This is a genomic window from Mesorhizobium sp. MC2-1-1, assembly GCF_057597255.1.
Map to the genome: position 1 here is coordinate 4,836,835 of NZ_CP195205.1, position 14,575 is coordinate 4,851,409.

General features: G+C 63.8%; 12 protein-coding genes and 1 pseudogene. 6 read left to right on the forward strand and 7 right to left on the reverse strand.

Annotation, left to right across the window (positions count from 1 at the left end; all coding sequences use genetic code 11):
• Window positions 1-84 precede the first annotated feature (84 nt).
• The 5 genes from ACR64R_RS23995 to ACR64R_RS24015 all read left to right on the forward strand — a co-directional run bounded on the left by ACR64R_RS23995 (window position 85) and on the right by ACR64R_RS24015 (window position 6,540).
• A complete protein-coding gene (locus ACR64R_RS23995; protein ID WP_487358729.1) occupies window positions 85-912 on the forward strand; it encodes a ferredoxin--NADP reductase in 828 nt (275 codons plus the stop codon).
• 141 nt (window positions 913-1,053) lie between these two features.
• A complete protein-coding gene (gene deoC / locus ACR64R_RS24000) occupies window positions 1,054-2,100 on the forward strand; it encodes a deoxyribose-phosphate aldolase (protein WP_487358730.1) in 1,047 nt (348 codons plus the stop codon).
• An 85-nt stretch (window positions 2,101-2,185) separates the two neighbouring features.
• Window positions 2,186-4,561 carry an aldehyde dehydrogenase family protein gene (locus ACR64R_RS24005; RefSeq protein ID WP_487358731.1) on the forward strand — a complete coding sequence of 792 codons (2,376 nt, stop codon included), beginning with the start codon at window positions 2,186-2,188 and terminating at the stop codon, window positions 4,559-4,561.
• A gap of 225 nt (window positions 4,562-4,786) precedes the next feature.
• Window positions 4,787-5,518 (forward strand): SDR family oxidoreductase, encoded by a 732-nt coding sequence (locus tag ACR64R_RS24010; RefSeq protein ID WP_487358732.1) that lies wholly within the window; start codon window positions 4,787-4,789, stop codon window positions 5,516-5,518.
• Between the two features lie 176 nt (window positions 5,519-5,694).
• Window positions 5,695-6,540, forward strand: a complete 846-nt coding sequence (locus ACR64R_RS24015) for a fumarylacetoacetate hydrolase family protein (protein WP_487358733.1) — start codon at window positions 5,695-5,697, stop codon at window positions 6,538-6,540.
• Window positions 6,541-6,692: 152 nt separating this feature from the next.
• Here the strand turns inward: ACR64R_RS24015 and ACR64R_RS24020 are convergent, their stop codons facing one another.
• From ACR64R_RS24020 to ACR64R_RS24050, 7 genes are all read right to left on the reverse strand, one after another.
• Window positions 6,693-7,691, reverse strand: coding sequence for an ABC transporter ATP-binding protein (locus ACR64R_RS24020; protein WP_487358734.1), 999 nt, complete (start codon window positions 7,689-7,691; stop codon window positions 6,693-6,695).
• Between the two features lie 15 nt (window positions 7,692-7,706).
• Window positions 7,707-8,762: a Gfo/Idh/MocA family protein gene (locus tag ACR64R_RS24025; protein ID WP_487358735.1), complete on the reverse strand. Its 1,056-nt coding sequence runs from the start codon at window positions 8,760-8,762 to the stop codon at window positions 7,707-7,709.
• Window positions 8,763-9,230, reverse strand: coding sequence for a DUF4304 domain-containing protein (locus ACR64R_RS24030; RefSeq protein WP_487358736.1), 468 nt, complete (start codon window positions 9,228-9,230; stop codon window positions 8,763-8,765).
• Window positions 9,227-10,066, reverse strand: a complete 840-nt coding sequence (locus tag ACR64R_RS24035) for a carbohydrate ABC transporter permease (protein WP_487358737.1) — start codon at window positions 10,064-10,066, stop codon at window positions 9,227-9,229. Before ACR64R_RS24035 ends, ACR64R_RS24030 begins: the two co-directional genes overlap by 4 nt.
• 8 nt (window positions 10,067-10,074) lie before the next feature.
• On the reverse strand, window positions 10,075-11,004 hold the full coding sequence (locus ACR64R_RS24040) for a carbohydrate ABC transporter permease (protein ID WP_487362535.1): 930 nt from the start codon (window positions 11,002-11,004) through the stop codon (window positions 10,075-10,077).
• Between the two features lie 242 nt (window positions 11,005-11,246).
• The gene (locus ACR64R_RS24045) at window positions 11,247-12,506 is read right to left on the reverse strand and encodes an ABC transporter substrate-binding protein (protein ID WP_487358738.1); all 1,260 of its coding nucleotides are present in this window, start codon (window positions 12,504-12,506) and stop codon (window positions 11,247-11,249) included.
• 53 nt (window positions 12,507-12,559) lie between these two features.
• Window positions 12,560-13,468 (reverse strand): N-acetylmuramic acid 6-phosphate etherase, encoded by a 909-nt coding sequence (locus ACR64R_RS24050; RefSeq protein WP_487358739.1) that lies wholly within the window; start codon window positions 13,466-13,468, stop codon window positions 12,560-12,562.
• A 200-nt stretch (window positions 13,469-13,668) separates the two neighbouring features.
• Between ACR64R_RS24050 and ACR64R_RS24055 the strand changes: the two are divergent.
• Window positions 13,669-14,551, forward strand: a pseudogene (locus ACR64R_RS24055) (glucosamine kinase nucleotide-binding domain-containing protein).
• The last annotated feature ends 24 nt before the right edge of the window (window positions 14,552-14,575 follow it).

Genomic DNA, 14,575 nt, shown 5'->3' on the forward strand with positions numbered 1-14,575 from the left:
GAAGTGCGTCGGAGCCGAGCGTTCGGACGCGCAGGGAGCAATTTGGCGCCAAGGCCTCGCGTCTGGGCCGGAAAGTTGGGTTTGATGAACACGACATCCGCATTGAATACCGCCAGCGCCAAGCCGCTGCAGTTCCCGATCCCGGCCAATGTCTATGCCGAGACCGTGGTGTCGGTGAAGCATTATACCGACCGGTTGTTCTCCTTCCGCATCACCCGCCCGCAGTCGCTGCGGTTCCGCTCCGGCGAGTTTGTCATGATCGGCCTGCCCAATGCCGAGAAGCCGATCTTCCGCGCCTATTCCGTCGCCAGCCCCGCCTGGGACGACGAGCTCGAATTTTTCTCGATCAAGGTGCCGGATGGTCCGCTCACCTCCGAACTGCAGAAGATCCAGGTCGGCGACACCGTGATTATGCGTCAGAAGGCGACCGGTACGCTGGTGCTCGATGCGCTGACGCCCGCCAAGCGCCTGTTCATGATCTCGACCGGAACCGGCATCGCGCCCTTCGCCAGCCTGCTGCGCGATCCTGACACCTATGAGAAGTTCGATCACGTCATCCTCACCCACACCTGCCGCGACAATGCCGAACTCACTTACGGTCAGGAACTGGTGGCGGCGCTTGAAAGCGACCCGTTGATCGGCGAACTGACCGCCGGCCGCGTCACGCTCTACAATTCGACGACCCGCGAGGAATCGGCGCGCATGGGCCGCATCACCGCGCTGATCGGCTCGGGCAAGTTCTATTCGGATCTCGGCATCGAGAAGCTCGACCCCGAGACCGACCGCGTGATGATCTGCGGTTCGATGCACATGCTAAAGGACGTCAAGGAACTTGCCGAAAGCCTCGGCTTCCAGGAAGGCTCCTTGAGCCATCCGGCAAGCTTCGTCGTCGAGCGCGCCTTCGTCGGCTGAGATTACGCCATTCCATTTTGACCATGCGGTCAAAATCGGCTGCTTTTGCTGCCTTTTTCCGCTATGAGCCTTTGAAAGACTCGTGAAGCATCGCTTCACGGGCTATCCTTCGGCGCAAGTCGCTGAGTGAAAGGGCAGGAGATGAGCACGATCCGCGAAGCAGGCGCTGGAGCTTCCAAGGTGATGCCGCTACCGGCGCGCGCCGCCGCCAACACGCCGATGCCCCCGGAGCACGGCATTGCCCGCAACCCCGGCATGAAGCTCGATCTCGGCTTCCTGGAGTCGGTGCGCAGCGTCAACCGCTCGGCGCTGGAGCGCCGCGCCGCCACGCTCACCAAGCGGCGCTCGATCAAGGCCGACAACCAGGCCGCCTGGCTGCTGCGCGCCATCGCCTGCATGGACCTCACCACCCTGAATTCCAACGACACCGACGAGCGGGTGCGGCGGCTCTGCGCCAAGGCGATCAACCCGCTGCGCAAGGACATCGTCGAGGGCCTCGGCATTACGGGCGAAACCATCCGTCCGGCGGCGGTCTGCGTCTACCATCCCTTCGTCGCCACCGCGGTCGACGCGCTGCGCGGCACCGGCGTCCATGTCGCCGCTGTCTCCACCGCCTTTCCGCACGGGCTTGCGCCGCTTTCGACCCGCCTGCAGGAGATCGAGGCGTCGGTCAAGGACGGCGCCGACGAGATCGACGTCGTCATTCCGCGCGGCCTTGTCTACGGCGCCAAGTGGCGCGAACTGTTCAACGAGATCGTCGCCATGCGCGCCGCCTGCGGCGACGCCCATCTCAAGGTCATCCTCGGCACTGGCGACCTCGCAACTTTGCGCAATGTGATGCTCGCCTCCATGGTGGCGATGATGGCGGGCGCCGATTTCATCAAGACCTCGACCGGCAAGGAAAGCGTCAACGCCACGCTTCCCGTGGGCCTCGCCATGGTACGCGCCATCCGCGCCTATTTCGAGGAAACCGGCTTTCTCATCGGCTTCAAGCCGGCCGGCGGCATCTCGACAGCCAAGGTCGCGCTCGACTGGCTGGTGCTGATGAAGGAAGAGCTCGGCCGGCCCTGGCTCGAGCCGGAGCTGTTCCGCTTCGGTGCATCCAGCCTGCTCACCGACATCGAACGCCAGCTCGAACATCATTTGACCGGCCACTATTCGGCGAACCATCGCCACGCGATGGCGTGAGGCGATCTCCACCCTTGAGGTGGAGATGCCCGGTAGGACAGAGGGGGCGCGAAGGGGTGCCCTCCAAGATAATTGCGGAGCCCCCATGAACATCCTCGAACGCTATCACGCCATGGAATACGGCCCGGCGCCGGAAGCCCGCAACGAAGCCGATGCGTGGCTCGCCTCGCGCGATTTCTCCAAGGCCCTGTTCATCGACGGCGCCTGGAAGGCCGCGGCCAGCGGCAAGACTTTCGAGACCAGCGAACCGTCCTCCGGCAAGCTGCTGGCCAAGGTGTCGGATGCCGGCGCCGCCGAAATCGATGCCGCGGTCGCGGCGGCCGGCAGGGCGCTGCCGAAATGGAGCGCCAGCTCGGGCTACGCCAGGGCGAAAGTGCTCTATGCCGTCGGCCGCGCCATGCAGCGCCACCAGCGCCTGTTCGCGGTGCTGGAATCGATCGACAATGGCAAGCCGATCCGCGAGAGCCGCGACATCGACGTGCCGCTGGCGATCCGACATTTCATCCATCACGCCGGCTGGGCGCAGACGCTCGAGAAGGATTTTCCCGACCACAAGCCGGTCGGCGTCGTGGGCCAGGTCATCCCGTGGAACTTCCCGCTGCTGATGCTCGCCTGGAAGATCGCGCCGGCTCTGGCTGCCGGCTGCACGGTGGTGCTGAAGCCGGCCGAGTTCACGCCGCTCACCGCCATATTGTTCGCCGAGATCTGCGAGCGGGCCGGCGTGCCCAAGGGTGTCGTCAACATCGTCCAGGGCGGACCGGAAGCGGGTGCCGCGATCGTCAACCATCCCGGCGTCCAGAAGATCGCCTTCACCGGCTCTTCCGAAGTCGGCAAGATCATCCGCAAGGCAACGGCCGGCTCTGGGAAAAAACTGTCGCTGGAGCTCGGCGGCAAGTCGGCCTTCATCGTCTTCGAGGACGCCGATCTCGACAGCGCCGTCGAGGGTCTGGTCGATGGCATCTGGTTCAACCAGGGCCAGGTCTGCTGCGCCGGCTCGCGCCTCCTGGTCCAGGAAGGCATCGCGGAAGCCCTCATCGCCAAGGTCAAGGCCAGGATGAGCCGGCTGCGCGTCGGCAGTCCGCTCGACAAGAACACCGACATCGGCCCGCTCGTCGACCGTACCCAGCTCGACCGCGTCAAAGGTTTGATCGCGGAGGGCGCGAAACAAGGTGCTGTTTGCTGGCAGCCGGACGCCGCCTTGCCGACGACAGGCTACTATCACCTGCCGACGCTGGCGACCTCTGTTTCGCCGGCTAACATCCTGGCGCAGGAGGAGGTGTTCGGCCCGGTGCTGGCGACGATGACCTTCCGCAACACCGAGGAGGCGATCGAGCTTGCCAACAACACGCGCTACGGCCTTGCCGCTTCGGTGTGGAGCGAGAACGTCAATCTTGCGCTGCATGTCGCGCCGCAATTGAAGGCCGGCGTCGTCTGGGTCAACGGCACCAACATGTTCGACGCGGCCTGCGGCTTCGGCGGTTATCGCGAAAGCGGCTTTGGCCGTGAAGGCGGCCGGGAAGGCATGTTCGAGTATCTCGCGGCGAAGCTCCCAGTCGGCCCGGTCATCAAGCCGGCTGCGGCCGGCTCGACCCAGCCTGTCGAACAAGCCGACGGAGCGCTCATCGACCGCACCGCAAAGCTGTTCATCGGCGGCAAGCAGGTGCGCCCGGACGGCAACTATTCGCTCGGGATCGTCACCGCAAAGGGTAAGCTGGCCGGCGAAGTCGGGCTCGGCAACCGCAAGGATATCCGCGACGCGGTTTCTGCCGCCCGCGCGTGCAAGGCCTGGCCGGAGGCGACAGCATTCAACCGCAGCCAGGTGCTGTACTATTTTGCAGAGAACCTGTCCGGCCGAGCCGACGAGTTCGCCGCGCGCCTCGTCCAATTGACCGGTGTCGCCGTCAAGGCGGCGCGCGAGGAGGTCGAGCAGTCGATCGAGCGGTTGTTCCTTTATGCCGGCCTGACCGACAAGTTCGAAGGCCGCGTCCACCAGCCGCCGGCGCGCGTCGTGACACTGGCGCTGCATGAACCCGTCGGCGTTGTCGGCATCGTCGCGCCGGACAACCAGCCGCTGCTCGGTTTCATCTCGCTGGTGGCGCCGGCGCTTGCCATGGGCAACACCGTGGTGGCTGTGCCGTCCGAGAGGCATCCTCTGTTGGCCACCGATCTCTATCAGGTGATCGAATATTCCGACATTCCGGCCGGCGCCATCAACATTGTCACTGGCCGCGGCGCGGAGCTGGCCGGTGTGCTGGCCAAGCATGATGACGTCGACGGCCTCTGGGTGTTCGCCGATGCCGACACCTGCGCCAGGGCGGAGGCCGACTCCATCGGCAACTTGAAGCGCGTCTGGACCGGCAACGGCCGCACGCTCGACTGGGCTTCGGGCGAAGCAGCGGGCGAAGCTTTCATGCGCCGCGCCATCGAAATCAAGAACGTCTGGGTGCCCTACGGCGACTGATGCCCAGCTTTAATCACGGCGCTCTCGGCTCGACGGCTTTCGGTGAGCCGGAGCCGGCCGCTGCCGCGAAGGTGATCGCGTTCGGGCTTGACGCTTGCATACGTGCTCTTTAACGAGAAAGAACATCTTTATCTGTGAAGCCTAGGGCTGCCCGTTGTCTGGCACTCGACGCCACGGCCGGACATAGGTAAAGGCGGCCGCATAGGGCGGACGAGGAGAAGAGGCATGGCGGATCTGGCAGGCAAGGTGGTCGTCGTGACCGCGGCGGCGCAAGGCATCGGGCGGGCAAGCGCGTTGGCCTTTGCCAAGGCCGGCGCCACGGTGCATGCGACCGACATCAATGAGCCGCTTCTTGCCGACCTAGCCAAGACTTCCGGGATAAAGACCCGCAAGCTCGATGTGCTGAACGACGCGGCCGTCGCTTCCGCCTTCGCCGCGATCGGCCGGGTCGACGTCCTGTTCAACTGCGCCGGCTTCGTCCATGCCGGCTCGATCCTTGAGATGAAGGACGAGGACCTCGACTTCGCGCTCAACCTCAACGTCCGTTCGATGATCCGCACCATCCGCGCCGTGCTGCCCGGCATGCTGGAGCGCGGCGACGGCTCGATCATCAACATGGCGTCGCTGGCGAGTTCGCAAAAGGGCGTGCCTAACCGCTTCGCCTACGGCCTGACCAAGGCGGCGGTCGTCGGCCTGACCAAGGCGGTCGCCGCCGACTATGTCGCCAAGGGCATCCGCTGCAACGCCATCTGCCCGGGCACGGTCGAAAGCCCGTCGCTGCAGGACCGCATGCATGCGCAGGGCGATTATGAGGCGGCGCGCGCGGCCTTCATCGCTCGCCAGCCGATGGGCAGACTGGGCACGCCCGAGGAAATCGCCGATCTCGCCGTTTATCTGGCCGGCGCCACCTACACGTCAGGCCAGGCCTACAATATCGATGGCGGCTGGTCGATCTGAGGGGCAGGGCGGAAGGGGTTGGCGGCGGCTTGTCGGATCGAGGCGTCTGGAAATTCCGCCACTCGTTCGGCACCGGGCGCGGGGCTTGCTTGCCGTGGAGCGGGTCGGCGACTAGGGTCCGCTGGCTTTGACGGGAATTTGTGAAACGGCCGCAGGCCGCAAGGTGGAGAAGCAAGATGAAGTTGTTGCGCTACGGTGAGCCAGGCAGCGAGAAGCCCGGCCTCCTCGATGCTGATGGGACGATCCGCGACCTTTCGGCCTATGTCGCCGACATCGCCGGCACCGCGCTCCATCCGGCGACGCTGGAAATGCTCTCCAGGCTCGACCCGAAATCGCTTCCCGCCGTCTCCGGCAAGCCGCGCATGGGTGCCTGCGTCGCCGGCACCGGCAAGTTCATCTGCATTGGGCTCAACTATTCCGACCACGCGGCCGAAACCGGCGCCACGGTGCCCTCGGAGCCGATCATCTTCATGAAGGCAAGCTCGGCGATCGTCGGACCGGACGACGACGTGCTGATCCCGCGCGGCTCGGTCAAGACCGATTGGGAGGTCGAGCTTGGTGTGGTCATTGGCAAGACCGCCAAATATGTCAGCGAGGACGACGCTCTGGATTATGTTGCCGGCTACTGCGTCTCGCATGACGTATCCGAGCGCGCGTTCCAGGCCGAGCGACAGGGCCAGTGGACCAAAGGCAAGTCCTGCGACACCTTCGGACCGATCGGGCCGTGGCTGGTGACCAAGGACGAGGTCGCCGACCCGCAGAACCTGAAGATGTGGCTGACCGTCAACGGCAAGACCATGCAGAACGGCTCGACCAAGACCATGGTCTATGGCGTGAAGTATCTGGTGTCATATCTCAGCCAGTTCATGTCGCTGCATCCCGGCGACATCATCTCCACCGGCACACCGCCCGGCGTTGGCCTCGGCATGAAGCCGCCGGTGTTCCTGAAGGCAGGCGACGTCGTCGAACTCGGTATCGAAGGCATGGGCCAACAGAAGCAGACGTTCAAGGCTGACGAATAGCGCCGACATCACCTTCCCCCTTCGTGGGAGAAGGTGGCCGCGAACCGGCGATGGGGTGCTGGAAGGATCTCGGCGCAGCAGAATTATGCGGCTCGGGGCCATTCAATCTTTGAGGGTGCACTCCGCTGGAGCACTCCTCAACCGTCGCGGCGCTACTTCAGCACCTTACCGTCCGCCCCGAACCGATACGTCTTCGCCGCGTCGGGCGTCGCATAGAGCGTCGCGCCGGGCTCGGCATTGTAGACGCCAAAGATGCGCACCGTGATCAGCCCGGCTTTCTCGCAGTCGAGATAGAGGTTGGTGTCGGCGCCGAGATGCTCGGCATGCACCACCGTGCCTTTCCAGGCGCCGGACTTCGTATCGACCGTCAGATGCTCCGGCCGCACGCCGATGGTCTTAGCCGTCTCGCCCAGCCTGGTGCCGTCGATGAAATTCATCTTCGGCGAGCCGATGAAGCCGGCGACGAATTCGTTGGCCGGCGAATTGTAGAGCTCCATTGGACTGCCGATCTGCTCGATACGGCCGGCATTGAGCACCACGATCCTGTCGGCCAGCGTCATCGCCTCGACCTGGTCGTGAGTCACGTAGATCATCGTCGCCTTCAGCCGCCGGTGCAACTGCGCGATCTCCAGGCGGGTGTTGACGCGCAAGGCGGCGTCGAGATTGGACAGCGGTTCGTCGAACAGGAACAGCTTCGGCTCGCGCACCACGGCGCGGCCGATTGCGACGCGCTGGCGTTGGCCGCCGGACAGTTCCGCCGGTCGCCGCTCAAGATAGGGCTCGAGCGACAGCATGGCGGAAGCGATCTTGATGCGGCGCTCGATCTCGGCCGCGGGCGTGCCGGCCTGCTTGAGGCCCAGCGCCATGTTGTTCTTCACCGTCAGATGCGGATAGAGCGCGTAGGTCTGGAACACCATGGCGATGCCGCGCTTCGCCGGCGGCGTGACGGAGACGTCGGCCCCGTCGATCACCACGCGGCCGGAGGTCGAATCCTCCAGGCCGGCGATGACGCGCAGCAGCGTCGACTTTCCGCAGCCGGAAGGGCCGACGAAGACGACGAATTCGCCGTCATTGACCTGAAGGTCGATGCCCTTCAGCACCTCGACCGGCCCGAAAGCCTTCTTCACATTCTCGATCTTCAGCGAGCCCACGGCTTCGTTCCTGTTCTAGAGTTTGACGGCGTTGCCGCTGCGCACGCTCTCGTCGGCGGCGAGGCAGACGGCGAGCGATTTCACGGCATCATCCATGTGGCGGGTGAGGTCGATATTTTCGCGGATGGCCTTGAGCAGGAAGGCCTGTTCGAGGTCGCAAAGCTCCTGATGCCCCGGCTCGCCTTTCATCGACAGCAATTGGTCCTCTGTGGAGAACTTGCCGTCCGATCCGGTTGCGGCGCTGTGCAGCCGGATGGTCGAGGTCTTGGTGTGGGTGTCGATGTCGTCGGACTTGACGCCCTCCTTCATCACGATCGAGACGCAGCCCTTGGGCGACATCACGTCCTTCACGAAGAAGGCCGTCTCCGAGATCATCGGTCCCCAGCCGGCTTCGTACCAGCCGACCGAACCGTCCTCGAACAGCACTTGCAAATGCCCGTAATTGTACATCGACGGCGCCACCTCGTCGGTCAGCCGCACGCCCATGCCGCGCACCTCGACGGGCTTCGCGTCGGTGATCTGCAGCATCACGTCGAGATAGTGCACGCCGCAGTCGACGATCGGCGAGGTCGTCCGCATCAGCTGCTTGTGCGTCTCCCAGGTGTGGCCGGAAGACTGCTGGTTGAGGTTCATGCGGAAGACGTAGGGGCCGCCAAGCTTGCGCGCCTCGGCGATCAGCCGGATCCAGGACGGGTGGTGGCGCAGGATGTAGCCGATCACCAGTTTCCTGCCATTGGCCGTGGCGGCATCGACGACGCGCTGCGCGTCGGCAACCGTCGTCGCCAGCGGCTTCTCGACGAAGACATGGCAGCCGGCCTCGAAGGCCCGCACCGCATAATCGGCATGGCTGTCGGAATAGGTGGCGATCGCCGCCACATCCGGCTTCTCGTCGCGCAGCGCTTCCTCGAAGGAGCGCCTGATGCCATAGCCCGACATGCCCTCCGGCAGCGGCACGTCGGAACGGTTGATCAGCGCCACGATCTCGAAGCCGGGATTGGTGTGATAGGCCAGCGCATGGCTGCGGCCCATATTGCCGAGGCCGGCGACGACAACGCGAAGGGGTTGAGCCATTCAATTTGCCTTTTCTTGGCTACGGGCGCTGAGAGCCACCGTCACGTGTGGCCCGCGCTCATCTGCAACTCGCAAAGCTGCTTGTTCACTTTCGCAGAGGGATAAAGGCTTGAAGCCATGGGCAGATACCCCGTCCTTGATCAGCGAAAGCCTCTGATCGGATGGCATGGCTTGCTCGAGGTTGAGTGCCTGCGTGAATGCCTTTGATTGTTCGTCTTCCATTGTCGAATCCACACGCCAACGAATTTGGCATTTGTGTTCCTTCGGCCGGCGCTCCGCCCCGAACCGCGTGAACCAGACAGCGGCATTGATATAGAACTGCGGTCCCCAAGAGGATTTCTGCAGGTTCAGCAGGCAGATCGTCTCCTTCCCGTCGCGATAGAAGTTCGTGCCGCTGACGCCCCTAAATCCATAGCGGCTGCCGGCCTCGACAAGAGCCTGAACAATGACATCCCGACCCTCGCTCACTTCACCGCTCCCGAGGTGATGCCGCGGATCAGCTGCCGCGAGAAGATGACATAGAGGATCAGCACCGGCAGGATCGCCAGCGACAGCGCGGCCAGGATCGCGTTCCAGTTGGTGACGAACTGGCCGAGGAAAAGCTGGGCGCCGAGCGTCACGGTCTTGGTCTCTTCCGACGGCGCCAGGATCAGCGGGAACCAAAGGTCGTTCCAGATCGGGATCATGGTGAAGACGGCAACCGTCGCCATTGCCGGCCGCACCAGTGGCAGCACCAGGCGGAAGAAGATCGTGTATTCCGACAGCCCGTCTATGCGTCCGGCGTTCTTAAGATCGTTCGACACCTGCTTCATGAATTCCGACAGGATGAAGACGGCCAGCGGCAGGCCTTGCGCGGTGTAGACCAGGATCAGCGCTGTTAATGTGTTGACCAGCCCTGTCGCCACCATCAACTGAAGGATGGCGACGGTGCCGAGGCGGATCGGGATCATGATGCCGAGCGCCAGGTAAAGCCCCATCAGCGTGTTGCCGCGGAAGCGGTATTCCGACAATGCGAAGGCGGCCATCGCGCCGAACAAAAGCACGAAGAACAGCGAGGCGACGGTGACGACGAGGCTGTTCTGGAAATAGTGGATGAAATCGCCCTGGCCGATGACGGTGGTGTAACCGATCAGGTCGAAGGTCTTCGGCGTTGGCGGAGTCAGCGGCGCACCGAAGATGCCAGCGCGCGACTTGAACGAATTCATCACCACCAGGATAACCGGAAACAGCGCGATCGCTGTGTAGGTCAGAAGGATCGCATGTGCGCCGATGGTGCGGGGAAGCGAGCGGGTTGCAATGCTCATGGCGCGCCTCAGAACTGGTAGCGACGCAGACGCGTCTGTACGAGGAACAGGTAGACGCAGACGCCGGCGAGGATGATCAGGAACATGATCGTGGCGATGGCGGCACCCATGTTGGGATCGCCGACCTGCAACTGGAACCCGAAGAAGGCGCGATAGAGGTAGGTGCCGAGGATGTCGGTCGAATAGTTCGGCCCGGCGAGCGCGCCCTGCGCGGTGTAGATCAGGTCGAAGGCGTTGAAATTGCCGACGAAGGTCAGGATGGAAATGATGCCGATCGATGGCAGGATCAGCGGCAGCTTGATCTTCCAGAACTGCGCCATGCCGGTGACGCCGTCGCATTCGGCCGCCTCGATCACTTCGTCGGGGATAGACAGCAGCGCCGCGTAGATCAGCATCATCGGGATGCCGACGAACTGCCAGACCGAGACCAGGCTGAGCGCTGTCAGCGCATACTGCTCCTTGCCGAGCCACGGCGTGAAGAAGCTCTTCAAGCCGACGAAATCCATCAGGTGCGGCGCCACGCCCCAGATCGGCGACAGGATCAGCTTCCAGGCGAAGCCGACGATGACGAAGGACAGGATCGTCGGCACGAAGATCGCCGTGCGGTAGAAGGCGGTGAAGCGCAGCCTGGGGCTGGAGAGAAGTGCCGCGAGCAGGATGCCGATCGGATTCTGCACCAGCATGTGGATGATGAAGAACCAGACATTGTTCCTCAGCGCGTTCCAGAAATTCACCGACCAGTTCGGATCGCCGAACAGCGTGCGGAAATTGCCCAACCCGACAAAGACCTGGGACTGTTCGATGTTTCGGAACAGGGAGAGCTGAAGGGTGCCGAACAACGGCAGGATCATGACAGCGGTGTAGACCAGCACCGCTGGCGCCAGGAAGACGCCGACATGCCAGCGGATCGGTCTTTTCGGTCGCGTTTCTTCAGCCATGAGTTCGGTAGCCATGAGTTCGGTTCCCCGCCGTCTCTGGGTTCCAGTTCAGGTGATGCCAGCTGATGCCTCGATGCATGGCCCGATCATCCCCTTGGGGAAGAACCAAGGCCAGCGACAGATCGGCTCCGTCTTCCCCGCGAGATCGAGGGTAGGACCGGGAGGCTGCGCCGACAATCGCTATCTGGAACTGTTCGATGCCGGCCGGGCCCGCGCCCGGCCGGCATCGCGATCATATGCTCTTACTTCGCCGGCTTGTACCAGCTGTCGAGGCCATCCTGCAGCTTCTTGGCCGCGGCCTCCGGCGTGTCGGTGCCGTTGATCACATTGGCCGATTCGACCCAGGTCTCGTTCTCGAGGTTAGGCGTGCCGCGCGACAGGATCTGATAGGTCGAGCGGATGGTCGACTTGCACTTGCCGCGCCAGGAAACGAATTCCTGCGCCAGCGGATCTTCCATCTTCACCGGCGTCGAGTTCAGGCTGAAGAAGCCCGGCAGCGCGTTGGCATAAATGGTGGCGAAGTCCGGCGAGGCGACCCACGACAGGAACTTCTTGGCCGCCTCTTGATGCTTCGATGCGGCGTTCAGGCCCATGCCGATATCGGTGTGGTCGGAAATGTAGCAGGTGTCGCCGGCCTTCTGCACTGGCGGCGGGAAGGCGCCCATCTTGAACTGGGCCTGCGTGTTGAACAGGCCGATCTCCCACGAGCCGGCCGGGTAGATAGCGGCGCGGCCGAGCGTGAACAGGTTCTGGCTGTCGGGATAGGTCTGCGCCTCGAAGCCGTCGCCGAGATAGGGCTTCCACTTGGCCAGTTCCTTGTAGGGCTCGACCCAGTCGGGATCGGTCAGCTTCTGCTTACCCTTGATCAGGGCCGTGCGGCCTTCCTCGCCTTTCCAGTAGTTCGGGCCGATATTCTGGTAGCCCATGGTCGCGGCTTCCCACAGATCCTTCGTGCCCATCGCCATCGGGATATAGGTGCCGTCGGCCTTGATCTTGTCGAGCACGGCGTAGAACTCTTCATTCGTGGTCGGCACCTTGAGGCCGAGCTTGTCGAAGGCGTCCTTGTTGTAGATGAAGCCGTGGATGACCGAGGCCATCGGCACGCAGAAGCTCGACTTGCCGTCATCGGTCTGCCACGCGGCCTTGGCGACGGGCGAGAAGTTCTCCATGCCGGGAAGCGTGGTGAGGTCTGCGAGGTTGCCCTTCTTGAACAATTCGAGCGACTTGTCGAAGGGGCGGCAGGTGATCAGGTCGCCCGCCGAGCCGGCGGCGAGCTTGGCGCCCAGCGCCGCGTCATACTCCGTCGGGGCCGAAGGCGCGAAAACCACCTTGATGCCGGGGTTCTTGGCTTCGAAGGCCGGGATCAGCTTGTCCTTCCAGATGGTCAGGTCGTCGCCGCGCCAGCTTTCGATGTTGAGCGTCACGTCTTCGGCGAGCGCTATTCCGGTGGTGCCCAGGATGCTTGTGCCGAGCAGAAGGGCCGTCAGTAGTTTGGTCTTCATCTTCAGTCTCCCTGTTGACCTTTTTCAGGTTCGGTTTTGATGAGAACAGGGGCTCAGCGCCCCTTGCTCCCCTCGATCGCGGAAAGCGCCGGCCTGAGCTTCTGGCCGGTTCTTTCCAGTATCTTTTCGGCTGCGTCGGCGCTGGCCGCGCCCGCGGCGAGCAGAATGGCTGTCTTGACGCCGCCGCCGCTTTCCTCGAGCAGGCGGGCGGCATCGTCGCGGCTCTTGCCGCTGATGGCGGCAACCATGCGCACGGCGCGGTCGCGCAGCTTGATGTTGTCGGCGATGAGGTTGACCATATAGCCGTCATGGACATGGCCGAGATGGATGGCGGTCAGCGTCGAAAGCATGTTGAGCGCAATCTTCTGCGCGGTGCCCGCGCCCATCCGCGTCGAGCCGGCGATAAGTTCCGGCGGCGTTTCGAGCAGGATGGCGACGTCGGCTTGCTTGAAGAGCCTGGCCCCCCGGTTGTTGGCGATGGCGATGGTCGCCGCCCCCCGGTGCCGCGCGTCCTGGAGAGCCTGGACGGCATAGGAAGTTGAGCCGCTGGCGGAGATGGCGATCAGGCAGTCGCCCGTGCCTATATCTGCGGCGGCGACAGCCGCCGCAGCCTCCTCGGTGTCGTCCTCCGGTCCGCCGGCCAGCGTGCGGAAGGCTTCGTCGCCGCCCGCGATCAGGATGGCGATGCGGTCGCGCGCAATGCCGAACGTTCCTGGAAGCTCCAGCGCATCGGCCACGGCCATCAGGCCGGAGCTGCCGGCCGCCGCATAGGCGAGCCTGCCGCCGCCTTTCAGTTGCCTGGCGATGAGTTCGGCGGCGGTGGCGATCGCCGGGATGGCCCCGTGCACGGCCTTGGCGGCCTCGATCTGGGCATTGGCCAGGGACGCCAGAATGGCTTCCGGGGCTTGGACATCGAGCCCCTCGGCATTCTGGTGGAGCGCTTCCGTACGCGTCTCGGCCATCCATTTTCCTCCAACTGAGCAAACAATACCAAAAAAATACCACTTGTCCACACGCATTAACGAATTTCGGGCTGCAGAACTAGCCTTCAGGCAAATTACCGTGGTTTTTCAATCAAATACGTCTTAATCTTTTTTGAACCGAAATTAATCCTTGGCTATTGGTATTTTATTGGTATTATCCCGGCCGAGGAGAAAATCGCGTGAAATTCGTGCTTGGCATCGATGGCGGCGGCACCAGCTGCAGGGCGGCCCTTGCGACCGTCGACGGCGTTGTCCTCGGCCGCGCCAGGAGCGGCGCAGCCAACATCCGCACCGACCTCGCCGGCGCCCGCGCCAACATCGTCGAGGCCGCCAGGCAGGCTTTCCTTGCCGCCGGCGCGGATCCGGACTCTGATTTCGCAAACGCCTGCCATTCTCGGCCTTGCCGGAGCCAATGTCGGCACCTACCGGCAGCAACTCGAGGCTATCCTGCCCTTCAGCAAGAGTCGTGTCGAAACCGACGCCGAGATCGCGCTCGAGGGCGCGGTCGGTTCGGGTGACGGCGCCATGGCCATCCTGGGCACCGGCACCGCCTATATGGCGCGCAAGAACGGCAAGTCGCGCGCCATCGGCGGCTGGGGCTTCCAGGTCGGCGATCAAGGCAGCGGCGCCCGCATCGGCCGCGACCTGCTGGAGCAGACGCTGCTCGCCTATGACGGCATCCGCCCCGGTTCGCCCCTGACGGACGCGATGCTTGCCGTCTTCCGCAACAATCCGGAAGACGTGGTCGAATTCACCACCAATGCCAAGCCGGGCGATTTCGGCGGCTTCGCGCCTAAGGTCTTCGAACATGCAGGGAAGGGCGACCTTGTCGCCAACTGGATCCTCGACAAGGCGGTGGCCGATGTCGAGGCCTCGCTCGGCGCGCTAGACCTCGCCGACGATGCCCCGCTCTGCTTGCTCGGCGGCCTGGCGCCGCTTTACGCGCCGCGCCTGTCGGCGCGTTATCAGGCGCTGCTGAAGGCTCCGCTCGATGATGCGCTCGGTGGTGCCGTGCAGATGGCGGTGCGAATCTTTGCCGGCAAATCGGAGGGCGCGCGATGAGCGCCGCCGACCAGATCTTCGCCA